Annotated in this window: 14 protein-coding genes; 10 read left to right on the forward strand and 4 right to left on the reverse strand. The window is 36.3% G+C overall.

Annotated features, from left to right (window positions below):
* Positions 1–421: 421 nt before the first annotated feature.
* The 9 genes from E0F89_RS09000 (at position 422) to acs (ending at position 12073) form a co-directional block, all read left to right on the forward strand.
* On the forward strand, positions 422–721 hold the full coding sequence (locus E0F89_RS09000; RefSeq protein WP_131909476.1) for a hypothetical protein: 300 nt from the start codon (positions 422–424) through the stop codon (positions 719–721).
* A 424-nt stretch (positions 722–1145) separates the two neighbouring features.
* The gene (locus tag E0F89_RS09005; protein ID WP_131909477.1) at positions 1146–1565 is read left to right on the forward strand and encodes an IS1/IS1595 family N-terminal zinc-binding domain-containing protein; all 420 of its coding nucleotides are present in this window, start codon (positions 1146–1148) and stop codon (positions 1563–1565) included.
* 101 nt (positions 1566–1666) lie between these two features.
* A complete protein-coding gene (locus E0F89_RS09010; protein WP_131909478.1) occupies positions 1667–3046 on the forward strand; it encodes a porin in 1380 nt (459 codons plus the stop codon).
* A gap of 22 nt (positions 3047–3068) precedes the next feature.
* Positions 3069–4604 carry an MFS transporter gene (locus E0F89_RS09015; RefSeq protein WP_131909479.1) on the forward strand — a complete coding sequence of 512 codons (1536 nt, stop codon included), beginning with the start codon at positions 3069–3071 and terminating at the stop codon, positions 4602–4604.
* A gap of 10 nt (positions 4605–4614) precedes the next feature.
* Positions 4615–4842, forward strand: a complete 228-nt coding sequence (locus E0F89_RS09020) for a DUF6814 family protein (RefSeq protein WP_113665423.1) — start codon at positions 4615–4617, stop codon at positions 4840–4842.
* Between the two features lie 321 nt (positions 4843–5163).
* On the forward strand, positions 5164–7869 hold the full coding sequence (locus E0F89_RS09030) for a sensor histidine kinase (RefSeq protein WP_131909480.1): 2706 nt from the start codon (positions 5164–5166) through the stop codon (positions 7867–7869).
* Positions 7870–7872: 3 nt separating this feature from the next.
* Positions 7873–8235, forward strand: a complete 363-nt coding sequence (locus E0F89_RS09035; protein WP_131909481.1) for a response regulator transcription factor — start codon at positions 7873–7875, stop codon at positions 8233–8235.
* Positions 8236–8252: 17 nt separating this feature from the next.
* Entirely contained in the window at positions 8253–10151 is a 1899-nt protein-coding gene (locus tag E0F89_RS09040) for an acetate--CoA ligase (RefSeq protein ID WP_131909482.1), read from the forward strand.
* Positions 10152–10165: 14 nt separating this feature from the next.
* Positions 10166–12073, forward strand: coding sequence for an acetate--CoA ligase (acs, locus tag E0F89_RS09045; protein WP_131909483.1), 1908 nt, complete (start codon positions 10166–10168; stop codon positions 12071–12073).
* Between the two features lie 131 nt (positions 12074–12204).
* Here the strand turns inward: acs and E0F89_RS09050 are convergent, their stop codons facing one another.
* The 4 genes from E0F89_RS09050 to E0F89_RS09065 all read right to left on the reverse strand — a co-directional run bounded on the left by E0F89_RS09050 (position 12205) and on the right by E0F89_RS09065 (position 20861).
* Positions 12205–15093 carry an alpha-amylase family glycosyl hydrolase gene (locus E0F89_RS09050; RefSeq protein WP_131909484.1) on the reverse strand — a complete coding sequence of 963 codons (2889 nt, stop codon included), beginning with the start codon at positions 15091–15093 and terminating at the stop codon, positions 12205–12207.
* Positions 15094–15169: 76 nt separating this feature from the next.
* On the reverse strand, positions 15170–16282 hold the full coding sequence (locus tag E0F89_RS09055) for a SusE domain-containing protein (RefSeq protein ID WP_131909485.1): 1113 nt from the start codon (positions 16280–16282) through the stop codon (positions 15170–15172).
* Between the two features lie 23 nt (positions 16283–16305).
* A complete protein-coding gene (locus E0F89_RS09060; protein ID WP_131909486.1) occupies positions 16306–17904 on the reverse strand; it encodes a RagB/SusD family nutrient uptake outer membrane protein in 1599 nt (532 codons plus the stop codon).
* A gap of 17 nt (positions 17905–17921) precedes the next feature.
* Complete coding sequence (locus E0F89_RS09065; RefSeq protein WP_131909487.1) at positions 17922–20861, reverse strand: SusC/RagA family TonB-linked outer membrane protein; 2940 nt, start codon at positions 20859–20861, stop codon at positions 17922–17924.
* A 233-nt stretch (positions 20862–21094) separates the two neighbouring features.
* On the opposite strand from E0F89_RS09065, the gene E0F89_RS09070 reads away from it, so the two are divergent.
* On the forward strand, positions 21095–22117 hold the full coding sequence (locus tag E0F89_RS09070; protein WP_131909488.1) for a LacI family DNA-binding transcriptional regulator: 1023 nt from the start codon (positions 21095–21097) through the stop codon (positions 22115–22117).
* Positions 22118–22292: the final 175 nt, after the last annotated feature.

Raw genomic sequence — 22292 nt, forward strand, 5'->3', positions numbered from 1 at the left:
AAAGCTGAAATAAAAACGCTGGGACGAGGAAAATTACCTCTCTAAAAATGAGGATAAAAAAATCAACGGCTGGCCAAATAATGGGTACGTTATTATTTTTCTAAATTATCTTACATAATTATTTGTAGATCATGGTTGACTTACAACAGTTGTCTTTCAACTTAAATAATTCTACTATATAAATCCGTCTTTCTACTGTTCTTCAATTGACATGCCCTACATCCAAATCGTCAGCTAACTGATCGTGTGCAACTCCTTTTAATATTTTTATTACGAATAATTAGAAAAACACTAAGCTTCATTTGAACCAAAATAACACTTTGCTGTTTTCTAAAATAAACATCTACAATGAGGGAAACCGTAACATAAAGTAAATTTCTTGTGCTACTATTGCTGAACACTTAATTTTAATAAATTAAAAATGAAGGCAAAAGAAATTGAAGGTAAAAATGGTGGTGCGTTTAAAAAATATTCGGATTCTGAAAGAAATGCAATTGACTTTAAATATGTAAATATTGGCGAAGTGAACGGTGCTTCAACAGAAGCAAGCGGATCTGCTAAAATTAGATATAAAAAAAGGAGAAAAAACAAATCTAGAAAATTTAAAGAATACTTTAATATTCATGAAAAAGTTGGCCAAATATTTATTGCAATTCTTATCATTTCATTTTTATATACATTGGGATATTTTCTTAACGATTGGAACACCAACAGTTTGTAATCCTTCGGTTTATAATCTTATTAGATATAAACACACCTACTTTCCAGTTTCCTTAACTAATGCAAAAACCGAGTAGAAATATTCAGGTTTTTCGTTTTTTTTGCCTTTTTTGTAAAACACACTCCATCATCGCGGACCAAACCACATCGGAAGGGCATTTTTTATTCAAACAAGCACTTAAATTCCACAAAATCTTACTATTGGTAAAACACGGTTAGCGGGTAAATACATATTTGGAAAAATCAATTCAAAAACCAAATTTGGATTGTGAATATAAAACTATTTCCCATAAAAATCCATCCTTTACCAAAAACGCACCAAAAAATCAACATAAATAAAGGGTTCGTATTTTTTTTGCTTTTTTTTTGCGAAATTCAAATTACAATAATTGCTAATTTACTATATTTATGCAAAATTTATATATATGGAGATTTTAACCTGCCCGAAATGCCAAAGTAATCACATCATTAAAAGCGGCATAATCAACAGTAAACAAAGGTACTTATGCAAAAAATGCAATTATTTTTTTACTGTCAGTAAAATAGGGAAAAAGATAGATGATTATTATGTTACCAAAGCACTGCAACTCTACCTTGAAGGCTTGAGCTTCCGTGAAATAGAAAGGATAATCGGGGTTTCCCATGTCACGGTAAGCAATTGGGTAAAGAGCTATAATATAAAAAAACCATCTCACGTCAATTATCATCCTACATATAAGATATTTAACCATTTAGAACTGGTGGAATATTTAAAAAACAAACAATTACTTTCCGGTGCCGGTATGATTATAACCGAACTCGGCGATAAGTTTATGCTGATAAAATGGGAACGATTCAAAGATTAACTATACCATTTTACACATAAATATATCAAAATTTTTTATCAGAATAAAATAATTGAATTTGGCACTTTATTAACCAACCATTTAGTAACCAAATTTTATTTATGAAAAAAATATTTTTTATGGTGGCAGTACTCTTACTGTCACTCAAAGGATTTTCACAAGGCTCCACCGATTACGGCTCCGGACTAAAATTCAACTTAAACGATGACGGGTCTAAATTCATGCGAGTGATTGCGTGGAACCAAATCTGGTTTCGTTCTGCAGAAATGAATCCTGGAACAATGATTGGAGGAGAACCAACATCAACTGCAACCGACATTGGTAATCGACGTTTGCGTTTTCTCGCTTATGCTCAAGTATCCAAAAGATACATGATCTTAACCCATTTTGGAATCAACAACCAAACTTTTATTAACGGTGGCGCAGCAGGAACCTCAGGTACTGGTGGCTACGGTGCCGGAAAAAAACCTGGTTTATTCTTTCATGACGCATGGAATGAATATGCAGTTGTATTGCCAGAAAAAGACAAAAAATTCAGTTTCACCCTCGGTGCTGGATTGCATTACTACATGGGATTATCTAGACTAACGATGGCTTCAACGCTAAACTTCTTAACCATAGATGCACCAATTTTTAACTGGCCACTAATTGAAAACTCTGATCAGTTTGCCAGACAAGTGGGTTTATTTGCTAAAGGGAAATATGGCAAACTAGAATACCGCTTGAGTTACAACAAACCTTATGCTACCAACTTAACACCTACAAACACCACGAATGCATCGAATGCCGTAGCTGTAGATAACAGTGGTGTGACAAAATGGTCTAAGGCTGGTTATTTAGAATACCAGTTTTTAGATCAAGAAGCCAATGTATTACCTTTTAAAGTAGGTAGTTATTTAGGAACTAAAAAAGTATTCAACATTGGTGCTGGTTTTTACACTGCGCCTGATGCCACAAAAACTTCTGTAAACAACACTATCAACAAACATGACATCAAACTTTTCTCTACCGATGTTTTTCTGGATATGCCTATTGGAAAAAAAGAAAACAAAATGGCCGTTACAGGTTACAGTGTCCTATATGATTATGATTTTGGTCCTAATTATTTGCGTAATGTTGGAATTATGAATATTGGCTCAATAGATCCAAATTTCACTGGTAGTAGAGCTATAGCGGGAGCTGGAAATGCACAGCCAACGATTGGCTCTGGAACTATATGGTATACGCAAGCGGGTATTTTATTGCCTAATCAAGAGGTAAAACCTAAAGTTAGAATCCAGCCCTTTGGTGCTGTTACTTACAAAAACTTTGATGCTTTAACACAGTCAAGTACACAGTTTGATGTGGGATCAAACTTTTTTATTGACGGACACCATGCTAAAATTACGGCACAATATTCAACCAGACCCGTATACACCTCTCTAACAAACCGCTCCGGATCATTAGGAGACTTCGTAGTACAACTTCAAATTTATCTATAATCAATTTTAAAAATAACAATACATGAAAGAAAAATCAACAAAAGGAATTTGGAAAGTTATTTCCGCATCCTCAATGGGTACCATGATCGAATGGTATGACTTTTACATCTTTGGAAGTTTAGCAGTTGTAATTTCAACTAAATTTTTCCCTTCGGATAATCCAACAGCTGCTTTCCTGTCAACTTTGGCAACATTTGCAGCAGGGTTTGTAGTTAGACCATTTGGAGCCCTTTTCTTTGGAAGATTAGGAGATTTAATTGGGCGGAAATACACCTTCATGGTTACTTTACTTTTAATGGGTGGTGCTACATTCTTGATAGGTTGTATACCGAGTTATGAAACCATTGGATTTATGGCTCCTTTATTAGTATTAATTCTTCGTTTATTACAAGGTCTTGCACTAGGTGGTGAATATGGTGGGGCGGCGACTTACGTGGCCGAACATGCGCCAGTAGGACAAAGAGGATATTGGACTTCTTGGATTCAGACTACCGCAACAGTTGGTTTGTTCATCTCTTTGATGGTGATTTTAGCGACGAGAAATGTCCTTACACCAGAACAATTTGATGAATGGGGATGGAGAGTTCCGTTTTGGTTATCTATAGTTATGGTTGGAGTTTCGTATTTGATTCGAAAAAACATGGATGAATCACCTGTTTTCGCCAAAGCGAAAAGCGAAGGAAAAACAAGTACAAATCCTTTGAAAGAAAGTTTTGGAAATCGGTACAATATGAAATTTGTATTATTGGCTTTATTTGGAGCTACAATGGGACAAGGTGTTGTTTGGTATACGGGTCAGTTTTATGCAATGAATTTCATGAAAACAGTAATGTCCATTGACTCCTCTCAAGTGGATACTTTATTAGGAGTTGCCTTAATTATTGGAACCCCATTTTTCGTGTTTTTTGGTTGGTTGAGTGATAAAGTAGGTAGAAAATACATTATGATGGGCGGAATGTTATTGGCTATCTTATTATACAGACCTATCTACAAACAAATGTACGAAACCACATCAGTAAAAAACAAAACTGAAATGGTGGAAAAAACAACTATACTGGCTGAATTAAAGGAAACCAAAAAACAGACTATGGATTCAATCTACACTACCAGTAAAGAGTATGTGGATGGAACTACTTTTCAAGAAATAAAAACCGTACATTTAGAAAACGGTGTAGCAATCATGGTGGATGGTAAAGCGAAGGTTGACACTAAAACAACTGTAAAAATTAATTCTAGTGACAATTGGGCTTTAATATTTTTAGTATTCATACAAGTGATCTTCGTGACTATGGTTTACGGTCCTATTGCCGCATTCTTAGTTGAAATGTTCCCTGTAAAAATCAGGTACACATCCATGTCATTGCCATACCACGTAGGGAATGGAATTTTTGGAGGATTACTTCCTGCTATTTCAACCTATTTTGTTACCAATGCGAAAGACCTAGGCCATCCGGAATATTATCTTGAAGGACTTTGGTATCCAATTGTTATCGCTGCAGTCAGTTTTGTAGTTGGAATGGTTTACATTAAAAATAAAGATAAAAACGCTCACGAATAAAAATACAGCTATGAATCAATTAAAAAGAATATTAGGACTAGTTTGGATTGCATTAGCAGCTGCCGCAGCCTATTTTTGCATCTTCACTTTTGGATTACCAAAATTGATGTCCGGAAAACAAGAAGACTTAGTTTTCGGAATAATTATACTCTTTATACTAACCCCATTAATTGTTTTAGGATTGGGAACCTTTGGGTACTTCTCCTTAATGGGAGATTACGATGAAAAAGACAGTTAACCGAACCATTACCAAAATAGACAGTCTCTGCATGTAATTGCAGAGATTGTTTATTTTTTTTAAACATAAAGATTCAACAACAGAATCTTTAAAAAGCGAAAGCAATACCGCTGAAAAGCAAACTGCATCTTCTTATGAAAAAGAGACATGAACAAAAGTTGGTTATTCTTTCAATGCTAATGTTATTAGCTTTGAACGTGCCACTCTTGCTGTTATTTGACAGTTCGCAACCACTTTTTGGATTCCCAATCATCTACATTTATATCTTCTCGGCTTGGCTGTTTTCAATCGCCATATCGTACCTAATCATAAAAAGATATTATGAATAGCATTGGACTCTTATTAATATTAGTGCTTTATTTGTCGATTCTTTTTTACATTGCCTATTGGTCCGAAAAAAGAAGCCATTCTAAATGGACGAATAATCCCTACATTTATTCCTTTTCGTTAGCCGTATATTGTACAGCATGGACCTATTACGGAAGTATTGGCGTTGCTGCAGAATCCGGTTTGAGTTATTTACCCATTTACTTAGGTCCCATATTAATTATCCCAACGTGGATGATTATTCTCAAGAAAATTATCCGAATTTCGAGAGTAAATAAAATTTCCAGCATTGCAGATTTTATTTCTTTACGATACGGAAACAGTAGATTTCTGGGTGCTTTAGTAACTACGATTTGCATTGTTGGTATTTTACCCTATATTTCTTTACAGTTAAAATCAATTTCAGACACTTTTCATATTGTCACCAAAACGCAGGCAAGTTCTAATATTTTCACTGACACCACAACATACGTTTGCATAGCGCTGGCTTTATTTGCTTCCTATTATGGTACTAAATATGTGGATGCCTCGGAAAAAAGACGCGGAATTGTAACCGCGGTCGCCATGGAATCTATCTTGAAGTTAGTTTTCTTCTTAATTGTGGGTATTTATGTTACCTACTTTGTTTTTGACGGCTTTGATGATATTTATCAAAAAGCGGCTGTCCTGAAAGATTTCGATAAGAAAAATACGATTGGCGGCATCACAAACGGAATCAACTGGTTCTTTCTTTGTGTTTTATCGATGTTTGCTATTTTCCTTTTGCCAAGACAATTCCACACGGCGATTGTAGAGAACAACAAAGAAACCCACATCCGAACAGCGATTTGGCTTTTTCCATTGTATTTGCTGCTTTTCAATCTCTTTGTTTTTCCAATTGCTTGGGGCGGCAATATCCTTTTTGAAGGTAAAGGCCATAATGCAGACACCTATTCCTTGCTGATACCACAGTTTTTTGACAATAATGTATTGACAGTGATGGTTTTTCTGGGCGGATTTTCGGCAGCGATTTCAATGATTATTGTATCATCAATTGCACTCGCTACCATGTTGAGCAACAACTTACTGATTCCGTATGGTTTTATTGGTTCTTTGGAAAATTCATCACAGAAAAAGAACAGCAAACGTATTGTAAACAGCAGAAAAATAGGAATTTTTTCGCTTATCATTTTGGCGTATGCCATTTATAGAATTTTCATTCTGGATTACTCGCTGGTTTCCATCGGACTAGTTTCCTTTGTCGTTATAGCCCAATTGGCTCCGTCTTTTTTTGGTGCATTATTCTGGAAAAGAGGTTCTAAAAACGGTGCAGTAACCGGAATTATTCTTGGCTTTTTAATATGTTTTTATACGTTGTTAGTTCCGTACGCTATTGGAATTTCAAAATCGACGAGCCTGTTTATTCAGGAAGGACCTTGGGGAATTGAATTGTTAAAACCTTTTCAGCTTTTTGGTTTGGATTATTTAGAACCCATTCCACATGCTGTTTTTTGGAGCTTATTAGTTAACATTCTGAGTTATTCTGCGGTTTCCGTGAGTTTCAAAGGCAATTACAGAGAACGCAATTATGCCGAAATGTTTGTCGATATTGACAAATACATCACCAATCATGAAAATGCTTTTGTATGGAAAGGAACCGCGTATATTTCTGATATACAAAAAGTGTTGCAACGCTTTTTGGGCGAAGAAAGAACCAAGCGCGCATTGACTATTTTTAATTTAAAATACAACATCGATAAAAATATTACCACAGCCGATGCACGATTTATAAAATTTGCAGAGAATTTATTGACGGGTCACATTGGTACGGCTTCCGCCAAAATATTAATATCAAGCGTAATCAAAGAAGATAAAATCAGTTTGCCTGAAGTATTGCGAATTTTGGAGGAATCCAAAGAAAATATAATCATCAACAAGAAGTTGACGGACACTTCGAATGAATTAAAAAAAATATCGGAACAACTCAAAAATGCAAATCAGGAATTAGTCAATAAAGACATTCAAAAAGATGAATTTCTGGATACGGTTACCCATGAATTAAGAACTCCGATAACCGCAATTCGGGCAGCAAGCGAAATCCTTCACGATGATGATGACATTCCCGAAGAGTTGAGAAAGCAGTTTTTGCAAAACATCATTTCGGAGTCGGACCGATTGAATCGTCTGATTGACAAAATTCTCGATTTAGAGAAATTTGAAACTGGAAAACAAAAAATTTATTTGTCTAAAAACAACATTATAAAAACGATTAAAAACACGTTGGATTCCCTCCAACAATTAATAAAAAACAAAAACATCAGTATTGAATTTAAGGATGCCTCCAAAGAAATAAAAGCTTTTTATGACGAAGAACGAATCGTACAGGTTATTCATAATTTAGTTTCGAATGCTATAAAATTCTGTTCGGAAACAGAAGGAAAAATAGTGATTTCCATTGATGAAAACAAAGACAATATCGAAGTCAAAATACACAATAACGGCAAGGGAATTATAAAAGAAGATTTTGAAGCCATTTTTGATAAATTCTATCAATCCAGAAACCAAAACGTAAAAAAACCAATAGGAAGCGGACTGGGTTTAGCCATTTGTAAACAAATTATTGAACATCATAAAGGTAAAATTTGGGCTGAAGATAATGTAGCTGAAGGAGCCACTCTCATTTTCACATTACCCAATTATAATACAACAGAAAATAATTAAAAAATGAAAAAAATTTTAATTGTAGATGACGAACCAAACATTGTAATGTCACTGGAATATACTTTCAAAAAGAACAATTTTGAAGTTTTCATAGCGCGTGACGGCCAGGAAGCACTGGATATTTTGAAAAAACAACTTCCCGATGTCATTATTCTGGATGTCATGATGCCCATGGTGGATGGTTTTGCCACATTAGAACAAATAAAAAAAGACGAAAGGTTAAAGCATTGCAAGGTCATATTCCTTTCGGCAAAAAACAAAGAAAAAGATATTGAAAAAGGACTTTCGTTAGGCGCCAATTTATATATAGTCAAGCCCTTTTCAATTAAAAAACTAGTCGATCAAGTTCATGAATTAATGCAATAAGAAACAAATTCAACACAATGACATACAAGGAAATTTATGACGACAGCATTGAGCACCCGGAAAAATTCTGGGCAGAACAAGCTGATGCAATTGAGTGGTACAATAAACCGGAAACAATTTTGTCAAAAGATGAAAATGGATATCCGCTTTGGTACAAAGATGGAGAATTGAACATTTGTTATCTGGCGTTAGACAAGCACATTCAGGATGGTTGTGGCGATCAGGTCGCTTTTATTTACGATTCTCCGGTGACACAAACCGTGAAAAAATATACTTTTTCGGAAGTAAAAACCGAAGTGGCAAAACTCGCGGGAGGCATGCAATCACTGGGATTAAAGAAAGGTGACACCGCTATAATTTACATGCCCATGATTCCTCAAACTGCTTTTGCGATGTTGGCTTGCGCGAGAATTGGCGTGATTCATTCGGTTGTTTTTGGGGGTTTTGCACCTCATGAATTGGCTATCAGAATCGACGATTGCAAACCCAGAGCGATTATTACCGCTTCATCCGGGATTGAAGTCGACCGTTTGATTGCGTACAAACCTTTAGTGGATGAAGCCATTGCTCTCGCTTCACACAGACCCAAAAAAGTAATCGTTTTCAATAGAAAATTAGGCGCCCGAATTCCGTTTAAAAAGTACGATGTGGATTATGATGCGTTGGTTTATGGTTCCGAAGAAACGCCTTGTATCCCTGTAAATTCCAATCATCCGTTGTATATATTGTACACTTCCGGAACTACTGGAAAACCAAAAGGAATTGTAAGAGATACCGGTGGATATGCCGTGGCATTAAAATTTTCGATGAAATACATTTACAATGTAAAGGAAGATGAGACTTTTTGGGCAGCTTCGGATATGGGCTGGGCAGTTGGGCACAGTTACATTCTTTACGGACCATTATTAAACCGAAATACAACTATAATTTTCGAAGGAAAACCGATAAAAACTCCAGATGCGAGTACGTTTTGGAGAATAATTTCAGAGCATAAAGTGGGCACGATGTTTACGGCTCCAACCGCCATTAGAGCTATCAAAAAAGAAGATCCTGACGGAGAATTCATCAAACAATATGATTTGAGCGCTCTAAAAAATCAATTTTTGGCGGGAGAACGGTGTGATAATGCCACACTAGAATGGTACCAACAGCACATTCCTATTCCCGTAATTGATCATTGGTGGCAAACAGAATCAGGCTGGCCAATGATTGCCAATTCTCTTGGAATTGAAAAAATGCCGGTAAAATCCGGTTCTGCCACAAAAGCAGTTTGCGGATATGATATTCGGATTTTTAATGAAAACGGTGACGAACTAAAAGCCAATGAAGAAGGTTTGGTGGTTGTAAAACTGCCTTTGCCTCCGGGAAATATGCTTGGTATTTGGGAAAACGAAGCGCGTTTCAAAGCAGGCTATTTCAGCAAATTTGACGGTTATTATTTGTCTGGCGATGGTGGTTATGAAGATGAAGACGGTTATATTTTTATCACCGGAAGAACGGATGATGTGATAAATGTAGCGGGACATCGATTGTCAACAGCTGAAATGGAGGAAGTTGTTGCTTCGCATCATTCGGTAGCTGAATGCGCTGTAATTGGAATTCAGGATGAGTTGAAAGGACAAATTCCTTTGGCTTTGGTAGTAACCAAATCAGGAGACGAAATCGAACATTATCAATTGGAACAAGAAATCATTAAACTGGTTCGCCAACAAATTGGAGCTGTTGCTTCATTGAGAAATGTTATGATTGTGCAGCGATTACCCAAAACGCGCTCGGGGAAAATCCTGAGAAAACTAATGCGCAGCATTGCTGATGGTGCGGAATTCCAAATTCCGTCCACCATTGATGACGAATCCATAGTGGAGGAAATCAGTGCAACACTAAAAAAGTATAAAATAGGAGTTTATAACATTTAAAATTTACCAAAACCATGAGTTACTATAAAATCAATAATTTAGAAGAGTACTTCAAACATTACAAAAAATCAGTTCGCGAGCCTAGAAAATTTTGGGACAAAGTAGCTGCTGAAAATTTTACATGGTACCAGCAATGGGACAAAGTAGTCGATTTCAATATGGCTGAAGCCGAAATAAAATGGTTTACCAATGCCAAAGTAAACATTGTAAAAAACTGCATCGACAGGCATCTGGCTAAAAAAGGAGATAAAACAGCCATCATTTTTGAACCAAATGATCCAACAGAACAAGCGCTTCACATTACTTACAATGAGTTGTACGAACGTGTTTGCAAAATGGCGAACGTCCTAAAAGAACAAGGCATACAAAAAGGAGATCGCGTTTGTATTTATTTACCAATGATTCCTGAATTAGCGATTACTACTTTGGCCTGCGCCAGAATTGGAGCCATTCACTCGGTTGTTTTTGCAGGATTTTCAGCTTCGGCAGTTGCAGCAAGAATCAATGACAGCGAATGCAAAATGGTCATCACTTCAGATGGAGGATATCGTGGAAACAAAACAATCGATTTAAAAAGTATCGTTGATGAAGCCTTATTGAATTGTCCTTGTGTGAAGAACGTTTTGGTTGCTAAAAGAATCAACTCCACTATCAACATGAAAGAAGGTCGTGATCAATGGTTGCAGCCTCTTTTAGACCAAGCTTCGGATAATAATGTGGCTGAAATCATGGATGCCGAAGATCCTTTATTCATCCTTTATACTTCCGGTTCAACAGGAAAACCAAAAGGAATGGTACACACTACAGCGGGTTATATGGTGTATTCAGCCTATACCTTTAAAAACGTTTTTAATTACGAAGACAATGATATTTTCTGGTGTACCGCTGATATTGGCTGGATTACCGGACATTCTTATATTCTTTACGGACCGTTATTGAATGGAGCCACGACTGTAATTTTCGAAGGTGTTCCGTCATATCCTGATTTCAGTCGCTTTTGGCAAACCATCGAAAAACACAAAGTTACCCAGTTTTATACGGCACCAACAGCGATTAGAGCTTTGGCAAAAGAAAGCATCGAATACGTACAAAGGTACCAATTGACCTCTTTGAAAGTGATTGGATCCGTAGGAGAACCTATTAATGAGGAAGCTTGGCACTGGTACAACAACCACGTAGGCGATAAAAAATGTCCTGTGGTGGATACATGGTGGCAAACCGAAACCGGAGGAATTATGATTTCACCAATTGCGTTTGTAACGCCAACAAAACCAACATACGCTTCGTTACCATTACCCGGAATCCAACCTGTTTTGATGGATGAAAGACGCAACGAAATTGAAGGCAATCAGGTTACCGGAAGTTTATGCATTAAATTTCCTTGGCCCGGAATTGCAAGAACCATTTGGGGCGATCACCAGCGATATAAAGACACTTATTTCTCCGCCTTTCCAGGTAAATATTTCACTGGCGACGGTGCTTTACGTGACGAAGTTGGGTATTACAGAATCACTGGTCGTGTAGATGATGTGGTAATTGTTTCGGGACATAATCTGGGAACTGCTCCTATCGAAGATGCCATCAATGAACATCCAGCGGTTGCGGAATCAGCTATTGTTGGATTCCCGCATGATATCAAAGGAAATGCGTTGTATGGTTTTGTAATTCTAAAAGAAACCGGAGAATACCGCGACAGAGAAAACCTTAGCAAAGAGATCAACCAACACATATCCGATCATATTGGACCAATTGCAAAATTGGACAAAATTCAGTTTGTTTCCGGTTTACCAAAAACCCGTTCCGGAAAAATCATGCGTAGGATTCTGCGTAAGATTGCCGAAGGTGATTATTCTAATTTTGGCGATACCTCAACATTGTTGAATCCTGAAATTGTGGACGAAATCAAAGACGGTAAAATTTAGTTTTTAGTTTTTAGTTTTTAGTTTTTAGTTTAAATTGTAGTTGAGAACTGCTTCATTTATGGAGCAGTTTTTTTTATACAAAAACGGCTGCCTTTTAAGGGACAGCCGTTTTTCACTAATTCAGGGTAATCTTAATTTTTCAACAGTTTCAGTACCTTCATTTCGTTATTTTCATCAAATGTTTTCACGATATAAAGTCCTTGATTCAAATCACTGACAGAAAATTGATATCCCGCCGTTTGATTGGCATCAAAACTTTTCACCAATTGTCCTGTGATAGAAAAAATCTGCACTTTAGAAGTCGTTTCATTCAACGTAAAATAATCAGCTGCCGGATTTGGATACAAAACAATCGTGGGTGATGTTTCGTAATCCGCTATTGCCAACGAAGCTGTTTTGTTTCCGTAAATTTTAAATTCTCCCGGCTGCAAAGTTATTTGCTGCGTGGTACTAATTACATTGATAGACGTATTATCCATCAAATTGTACCACATTCCAGTGTATGGAAATCCGGAAGGCACGTTTTGAGGAATCACATTAAAATTAGCTACAATCAACACATCTTTAAGTTGTGTGGATGCCAGCGCACTATTGGTAATTTTGATATTTGGAAACAATGAACTTGTAGTGTTTATTGTTGCAGTACCAGAAAATACAGGTTCAACTGTTTTCATAGTAATCATTTTCGCCCAATCATCGTAAATTTTGCTTCTGTTTGTATCTCCAAGCCAGTTACCAGTCCATTGCGGTTGTGGCTTAGTATCTAATTTACAATCTCCTGCTGTTGCATCTGAAGGAGAATTTACAGTACCATTGTTACAGGAGAATATAGATCTTTCCCAACCCAGTTCTCCAAATTGCCAAATCATTTTTGGTCCCGGAACCAATAAAGATACAGCACCCAAAGCAGACATTCTGGATAATGCCACATTTAATGTTCTTACATTATGGTCGGCGGCTGTATTATTGCCAGATTGTAAGTTATTGTACATTAAGCGTTCCTCATCATGACTCTCTGCATAGCCCATTAATCGGTGCGCAGTAAATCCTCTGCTTGTGGCATTCATTCTTGAAATATTACCCGCATACCCTTTAGTCAGGTTATTGTATTCATGCGTCATTATCCCCCACATCATGATTCCCTTACTTGGTGTTTCATTCAGTCTGTAATTTGCCCATTGCTGTTCTTCATCATTACCTCCTAAATGTTCGAAAATAACGTAATGATTGGGATCTAAATTCCAAGAATAATCAGCGTACTTTTTCAATACATCAATTCTATCTTGTTGTTTGCTACCGGTACAGTTTTCCTGACCGCCAGCTACGTTCGAAGGACAATTTTGTGTAAAACCTTTGGTTAGATCCCAACGGAAACCGTCAATTTTATATTCTTCAACCCATTGTTTAATGACACGTTGCACATAATTTTGTGTTCTTGCCTGTTGATGATTAAAATCTTCTCCAACATTATAACTGTGCATAGCTGTTGTGTTAAAATAAGGGTTTTCCGTCGAAGGAGAACCCCAACCATCACCGTCTGCATCATTCATCCACATGCGCACCATTGGATTTCTTCCAAAAGCATGGTTCAGGGCTATATCTAGAATAACGGCAATTCCGTTTTTATGGCATAAATCCACAAACTCTTTTAACTTGTCAGAAGTACCGTAGAATTTATCCAAAGCCATGTGAAAAGAGGTGTTGTAACCCCAACTTTCATTTCCTTCATATTCCATTACAGGCATTAACTCAATCGCATTTATTTTCAAATTTTTGAAATAATCAATTTTATTAATTAAGTCCTGATAGCTTCTGTTGGCATCAAAATCACGCACTAATAATTCGTAAACTACCAGTTTTTCTTTTGCAGGTTTTACGAAATTTGTTGTCGCACTACTCCAGGCAAAAGGTGTTTTGCCGGTTTGTAATACGGTAACTTCACGTTCCTGACCTGCAGGATAGACCGGAAGATTTGGATACGTAGAAGCTGGAATATACGGATCATCAAATGGTGACAATACCAAGGTCGAATAGGGATCAGCAGTTTTTACCAAAGAAGGGGTTCCAGCAATAGGCGTTGCATCGACTACCCAATATTGGTACGTGTAATTTGTACCTGAAACCAATCCTGTTAATTCTAACCAAAACTTGCCTGAAGCAGGATCTTTTTTCATGGCAAAAGAACTCGTTGGTTGCCAATTGTTGAAACTTCCCGCTACGTAAATAAAATCTTTGAACGGAGCATCCAAAACCAAAGTTGCTTTTGTAGCATCGGCAGAATTATAATTGATTCCGTCTAGCAAACCTGCTGGCATTGCTGCACTAACTACATTTGGATTCACTATAGCACTAAACTTTTTAGTGATTACCGTGGTTCCTTGAGTAACCTGCAGTTCGTAATTTTGGTTTCCGGTAATATTAGCATGATTGAAAGAATAACTAGAAGTTGCCGGATTCGTATTTAATGTAATACCGTTTGCTTTCAACACATAATTAGCGTTTCCGCCTGTATTTGAAGCTGAAATATTCAAGCTTCCACCTGATGCAATAATTGTCGAACTATTTTCAGCCGGTGTTGATAATGTCACTTGGTACGCACCAACTTCAATAAAATTATCTTGGGATTTTTTATCACCGGTTCCATCTTTAGCTTTCACAAGGAAACCTATTCTACCGATTCCATTTCTGTTATAGAAAACATTTGGAGTAAATGTTTTAGTGTAGGTATCTGTAGCTGAATTATAGGTAAATCTATTCGCTTCGTTAGATGAAGTCCATGTTCCATTAGTTGGACAATCGATACTGTTCGCATCATTGATATCAAAAGACCAGGTCCACATGTATAATGCGTTTCCTGTAATTCCCCACGTCGCTTCATTTATACTATTCCCATTGATTGTGATAGTAATAGATGTTGTTTCTTCAAAAGTGGCCGGACTCACAGTGTAAGCGACCGTCTGTTGCTGCGCGGTTGCAGCAATAGACAGGAAAAATAATATAAAAAGTATAGTTTTTTTCATGGTTTAGTGTTTATAAAATTAAAAACTAAAAAAAAAGGGCTATCACGCAGATAGCCCTTTAGTTTATTGAAATAAATTATTCTTGATTAGGAATCATTAAATAACTACCATCTAAATCATTGAAATAGATTTTATATTTTGATTTAGCAACCGGTAAATCTCCTCCGCTTGTTCCGTTATTTGGAAATGCTGAAAAAGCAGTGTTTCCACCCCAGTTTACGTCCCATGCGTTATTTGCTCTAAATTTAGCTTTACCATCATTTAATGGCAAAACATCTAATGACCAAATATGAGAATTAAAAGTAGATTGAGTTAATGCTGTTGATGCATCCCATCCTTGTGGTGTGCTATCTCCAATAATACCTACAGTAGTAAAAGTTGCAGCAGCAGCTGCATCATAAGCCACTAAAGTATACTTTAATGTTTCTGTATTCATTGTGAAAGTATAATATCCTTCAGTTGCAATTGCAAAGTTCGAAGGATCTGGATCTGCTTCAGTAGGTCTTGCCACAATAGCACCATTATCACCTTTTCCAAACATTGGCGCCCATTGTCCAGGAGTAGAAATTAATTTGAATTCACCCGCTTTAAAGAATCCTGTGAATTGATATAAATTAGGATTTGTTCCACTTCTAAATAAAGGTTGGTTCTTGTTATTATTATTCCATCCAGCAACAGTTGCATCACCTACAAAATACCAATCTGTGAATTCGTAAGGAATTAATCCTGTGTACGCATTAACTAAAATAGTCAATGGAGTTTCAGACATCATTTTTTCAATTCCTGCCAAACTTGAAACGACTTTGATATCATAAGACCCTAATTCGTCAGGTGTACCACCCAATTCAATCACCGCTTGATTCAACGTTCTTACAGATACTTCGATTTGCGTTGCTCCAGAAGTTCTTCCTAATTCGATTGCATCTGTAAAATCTCCACCTTTAACATCCATCAAAAGTTTGTATCCAATTTCAACATTACCTGCATAAGTTGCTTTAGTCCACACAAAACGTTCTGCAACATTATCTGCATTTTCTTCCAATAATATGTATGATTTATCATTTTCAGGCGCAACTAACTCAGGAGTATCAATCCCCTCAATTACTGGTCTATCTTCTACATCCTCTACGCTACAAGACAAGGCAAGTACCGCAAATAAAGCAATTACTGATTTCGTTATATTTTTCATTTTTTATTTTTTTTTATTAATTATTAATATCCAGGGTTTTGTTGTAATTTATTGTTTGATGATAATGCAGTTGCAGGAATAGGAAATAAATTTCTGAACGCTTGAGTTGGTGCTCCACCAGCTACATTTCCTTTCCAAGGCCATAAATAACTACCGCCTGTAAATTTACCAAAACGAATTAAATCGGTTCTTCTGTGTCCTTCCCAGTGTAACTCTTTTGCTCTTTCATCAAGAATCAAGTTTGCACCTGCAGCATCAGCAGTAAGTGAGCTGATTGTTGAAGCATTTGCTCTGGTTCTTAAAGCGTTTATGTATCCTCTCGCCGTTGTCAAATCTCCTACTTTACCAACTACCGCACATTCAGCATACATTAAATAAGCATCTGCCAAACGGAACATTGGAAAATCAGAATCAGAAAAGTCTCCTGATTTATCTGAACCTTGAACTCCGTTTACATCCACATTTCTAAATTTTTGAATTGCATATCCATCCGTAAAATTACTAATGTCAACAATTTCTTTAGTTTGTCCATCGGTATAGAATTGACCTCTTGCATCGGTAGTATTCGCACTAAATTTATCTACAAATGCTGATGTTGTTCTGATACCAGCCCAACCACCATTGATTCCAAATTCAGAAGCTTTCATAGTACCACCAACTGGTGCATGGGTTAAGAAAGTAGTTCCACCATAAGTTTGAGTTCTAAGACCATCAAAAGCAATTGTGAAAATAAATTCGTTCTGTGCTCCGTTTTTATCATTATCAGCAAAAAACAATTGGTTGTAGTTGGTATGTAAAGCATAACCTGCTCCAATTACTTTAGTGATCAATGGTAATGCTTCAGCATACTTATCACTATTGATGTATACTTTAGCATTCATGTACAATTTAGCTTGTAACATCCAAGCTGCTGCTTGATCTACACGATACGCCTCGTTTGACTTTGCCGCTTTCAATTCTGGAATAATAGCTGTTAATTCCTCATCAACAAACTTATATAATTCTGCTCTGCTAGCATATTCCGGATAGTAAAAACTCGTTGGAGAATCTTCAGTAACTAAAGATCCGCCACCAAACATATCAATTAAATGCCAATAGGTAAATGCTCTAATGAAACGTGCTTCTGCTCTGTATGTTTTGATTTCAGCTATTAAAGCAGCATCAAGACCTCTGGCAGCTAACTTTTCATCTGTCGTTTGTCTTAAAAACTCATTGCAGTTTACAATTTGAAAAGAAAAACGGGCAAATGTAGCCGTTATAAAACGGTCCAAAGAAGTCCATGTTTGAGAATGTAAATCTTTTATTGTTCCGTCATTCCAAGCAATAACCGCTTCATCAGTTGTCAGTTCCTGCATTAACCAAAAACCTCTAATATACTGGCTTTCCCCTTCATCAATTCCGGAGATATCAGGAGAACCCGCTGCAGTTTGACCTGAAGTAGCAAAGCCTGCGTATAATTTAGCCAGATTTTGTTTATAAGATTCTGGCGTGCTAAAAAATTGTTCTCCAGGAACTGCAACATTGCTTTCCGGAGCTTGGTTCAAATCATCTGTACACGATGGGAATAACATCACCAACAGTAACAAAGAAAGGCCCAATACTTTTATTTGTGTCTTTTTCATTTTTCTTGTTATTTGTATTAGAAATTAACGTTTAAACCTAACGTAAAAGTAATTGGTCTTGGGTATAGATTTCCATCAATACCTCCAGAAATTTCTGGATCTAATCCTTCATATTTAGTAATTACCCAAACATTTTGAGCGGCTAATGTCAATTTAACTAATGAAGAAGCATTGTCTTTTTGATTGAAAGTATATCCAACACTAACGTTGTCTAATCTTACAAAAGAAGCGTCTTGAATGTAGTAATCTGATTCGAAACGTTTGGTGTCATTTGATTTGAAACCCGTTTCTAAAAGATTTTCAACACCATTAGACAAATCTGTATTTCTGATCAAAATGTTATTGAAAGAACCTTTGCTTGAATCTACGTTGTTGTAATTAAAATTACCCCAAGAACCTCTCCAGTTCATCCCCATATCAAAGTTTTTATACGTAACACTTGTGTTAAATCCGTAAAAAACATCTGCAGCAGGTTTATGAAAACGGTATTTATCTTGTTGTGTAATTAATCCATCTTGATTTCTGTCGATATACACACCGTCTAATGCTTTCCCATCCGCTCCGTATGCTTGCTCATATACATAAAATGAACTTGGCGCATACCCTACTTGGTGGTTTTGAATCGTATTTCCTGTAGCTCCCTCATAACCTCCAATGTTAATCCCCGGAGTATTTGGTTGTGTAGTAGTCAATTTAGTAATTTTAGAATCCTGGAATGTTACGTTACCGCCAATTCTCCATTCAAAATCATCTGTACGAACTGGAATTGCTTCCGCAGCGATTTCAATTCCTTCATTTTCGATTGTTCCTACGTTATAATTATCAAAGTTTGAAAATCCAAAGAAAGAAGGATTTTGCGTGTATAATAATAAATCTTCTGTAGTTCTTCTGTATACATCAACACTACCATTAATTCTATTGTTCACAAATCCAAAATCCAAACCTGCATTTACAGTAGTCGTTTGTTCCCATTTCAAATTACTGTTGTACGGTTGTGGTCTGTAAGTAGTATAAAAATCACTTCCAAACTGGTATTGAGCAGCTGTATTAGAGGCTAAATACAAAGGAATAGAAGGATAACTAATACCAATATCTTGTTGTCCAGTAATACCCCAACCTCCACGAAGTTTTAATGTAGAAATACTGGCTACGTCTTTCAAGAAGTTTTCTTCATTCAATTTCCACGCTAAAGCAACCGCAGGGAAATTTGCCCAACGATTCGATTCTGTAAATCTTGAAGTACCATCACGTCTGTATGACAAAGTCAATAAATATTTGTCCGCAATACTGATGTTTGTTCTTGCGAAAAAAGATTGCAAGTTGATGCGTGACGGGAAATTAGGATCTACAGTAGTGTTATTACTCTGGAAATTAAAATTTGAAGAATTAAAAGTTTCTCTGAAATCTTGGTATGAATACCCTCCGGTTAAATCAAATACAGTATTGATAGATTCAACTTTTTTGTTGTAATTTAAAAACAAATCCATCAATTTATTGAAACGAGATTGTGTTCTTTCATACGTGTTATTAAATCCAGAACCGGATAAACCATTTAAAAAAGCAGCCTCAGTATTACCAAAAGACCTACCAGTTAATTGATCGTAACCAAAGTTAGCAACCGCTTTCAATTCCGGTAAAAAATGCATTTTATATTCCGTTTGGATGTTTCCAATGCTTCTGTATGCAGTTCCAAAACTGTTTTGTTGTTCAATTTGAGACAATGGATTTCTACCTGCCAATTGGTTTATTTCAGTTGGAGAAGTATACCATTGGAAAAAAGTACCATCAGCATTTCTTACAGATTGTGTTGGATCAAAGCGAATTGCTGAACCTATAGCACCACGATTACTGTAATTACTGTTGATGAGTGACGTATTGTTATTCAATTCAATTTTTAAGTGTTTGTCGAAGAAGTTACCTGTTACTCCCGCAGATAAAGTAGTACGCTCCATATTATCTCTTTTCAAGATACCATTTAAATTCGCATATCCTACAGATGCTCTATATACTACATTGTCAGAACCACCGCTTAACGCAACATTATGATCTGTACCAATAGCAGTTCTGTAAATCTCTTCTTGCCAATCCGTATCAGCAGCACCCATTAACGCTATTTGTGCAGCATTTCCGTTAGCCGTTACAAAATCTCTGAATTGAGTACTAGACAAAGCATCTACTTTATTCGTAATTTCAGATACCTGAAAATTTCCGTTATAATTTACTTGCAAATCACCCGCTTTTCCTTTTTTGGTGGTAATGATAATTACCCCATTAGAAGCACGAGATCCGTAAATAGCAGTCGCCGAAGCATCTTTCAAAACCGAAATAGATTCGATATTATTTTGATTGATAGTAGTCAATGGATTTCTACTTCCTTCCACTCCTCCAGCAGCAACTGGCACACCATCTATTACATATAAAGGATCATTGTTGGCCGACAAAGAAGATCCGCTTCTGATTCTGATAGTTGCGCCTTCCCCCGGAGAACCACCTCCATTAATGATTTGCAAACCAGCTACTTTTCCTTGAATCATTTGATCCGCAGAGGTTACCGGTCCTTTATTAAAATCTTCCGCAGTCAAAACCGTTACGGCTCCTGTTGCATCTTTCTTCTTAACCGTACCGTAACCTACCTGAATTACGACTTCCTGCAATTGATTAGCATCTTCTTCTAAAGATACATTTAATGAACTTTGAGCAACATAAGTCACGATAGTGCTTTTGTAACCAATGAAAGAAAATACGATTCGATCGCCACTCTTCACATTAGATAACTGGTATTTTCCATCAAAATCGGTAGAAACACCAGTAGCAGCACCCTGTACATTTACATTTACCCCCGGAATTGGCTGTCCTGATACCTTATCAAGAACAGTTCCGCCTACAGTATTCTGAGCCAGAACACTAAAAGGGAGCAGCAGTAATAAAATTAACAACTTTTTATAAATTGTTTTCATACTTTTTGTTTAAATTAATTTAATTTTTCTTGAGTTTTCAAGCTTAACGATTACTTCGAATGTTAAATGTATGTAAATTTTATGTTTCCAGACAAACATCGCTTTTATTTAAGTTACGAAAACGTAATAGTGTTGAAAACTTTCTGATTTTCATAAATTTTTATCGGTTTAATTACCATTTGTAAAATTAAATTTTATCTTTATTACGAAATAAATTTTACCACTTCTTCAACATGAAAAGGAAAATAACGCTTAAACAAATTGCAAAAGAATTAGATGTATCCATTTCTACCGTCTCTAAATCGTTGCGAAACAGCCTCGAAATAGGAGAAGAAACCAGATTAAAAGTGCAGGCATTTGCGAAATTCTATAATTACAAGCCTAATAATATTGCCCTCAGTTTAAAAAACAGAAAAACCAAAACCATTGGAATCATTATTCCTGAAATTGTACACCATTTTTTCTCCACAGTAATCAATGGTATCGAACAAGTGGCGAATGAAAATGGCTATAGCGTGATCATCTGTCTTTCGGACGATTCTTTTGATAAAGAGGTCCTTAACATGGAAATGCTTGCTAATGGAAGTATTGATGGTTTCATCATGTCGCTTTCTAAAGAAACCCAATTCAGAGGCGATTTTCACCACATCACCGAAGTGATTAATCAGGGAATGCCCGTGGTCATGTTTGACAGGGTTACCAATGAAATTCTTTGCGACAAAGTAATTATAGACGATAAACACGCAGCTTACGAGGCCGTTCAGAGTTTAATTGACAAAGGACGAAAAAAAATAGCGCTGGTCACCACCGTCGATTACGTAAGCGTAGGCAAGCTCCGAACTGATGGCTACATCAAAGCACTGCTGGATAATGAACTCCCTTTTGATGAAAATCTGATCATTAAAATTGAAGATATCGATTCGTGCGAAGTCACCATTGGAAAATTACTCGAAGACAAAGCTATTGACGCCGTTTTTGCAGTGAATGAACTTTTTGCCGTGACCATTATAAAAACCGCCAATAAAATAGGATTGAATGTTCCAAATGATTTAGCGGTTATCGCTTTTACAGATGGTATCATTTCAAAATATTCAACGCCAACTATCACCACAGTAAGTCAAAGCGGAATAAAAATGGGAAACAAAGCCGCAAAAATGTTAATTGACAGACTCGAATCTGAAGAAGATGAAGAAGATGAAAATTACAAAACCGAAGTAATTGAAACGCATTTAATCGAAAGAGAATCTACAAATTAGATTTTTAGATTTATAGAGAATATGAAGACTTTTACCAATAATAATTTTTAGTACAATGACCAATTTTGGAACCTAAAAAATCTACGAAATCTAAAAATCTAGCTAATCTAGGTAGTCCATTCCGTATTATATTCAGTACTACAACCTTGTAGTAAAAAATGTTTCTCATTATTTG

It is taken from the genome of Flavobacterium caseinilyticum (assembly GCF_004349085.1).
Classification (GTDB): Bacteria; Bacteroidota; Bacteroidia; order Flavobacteriales; family Flavobacteriaceae; genus Flavobacterium; species Flavobacterium caseinilyticum.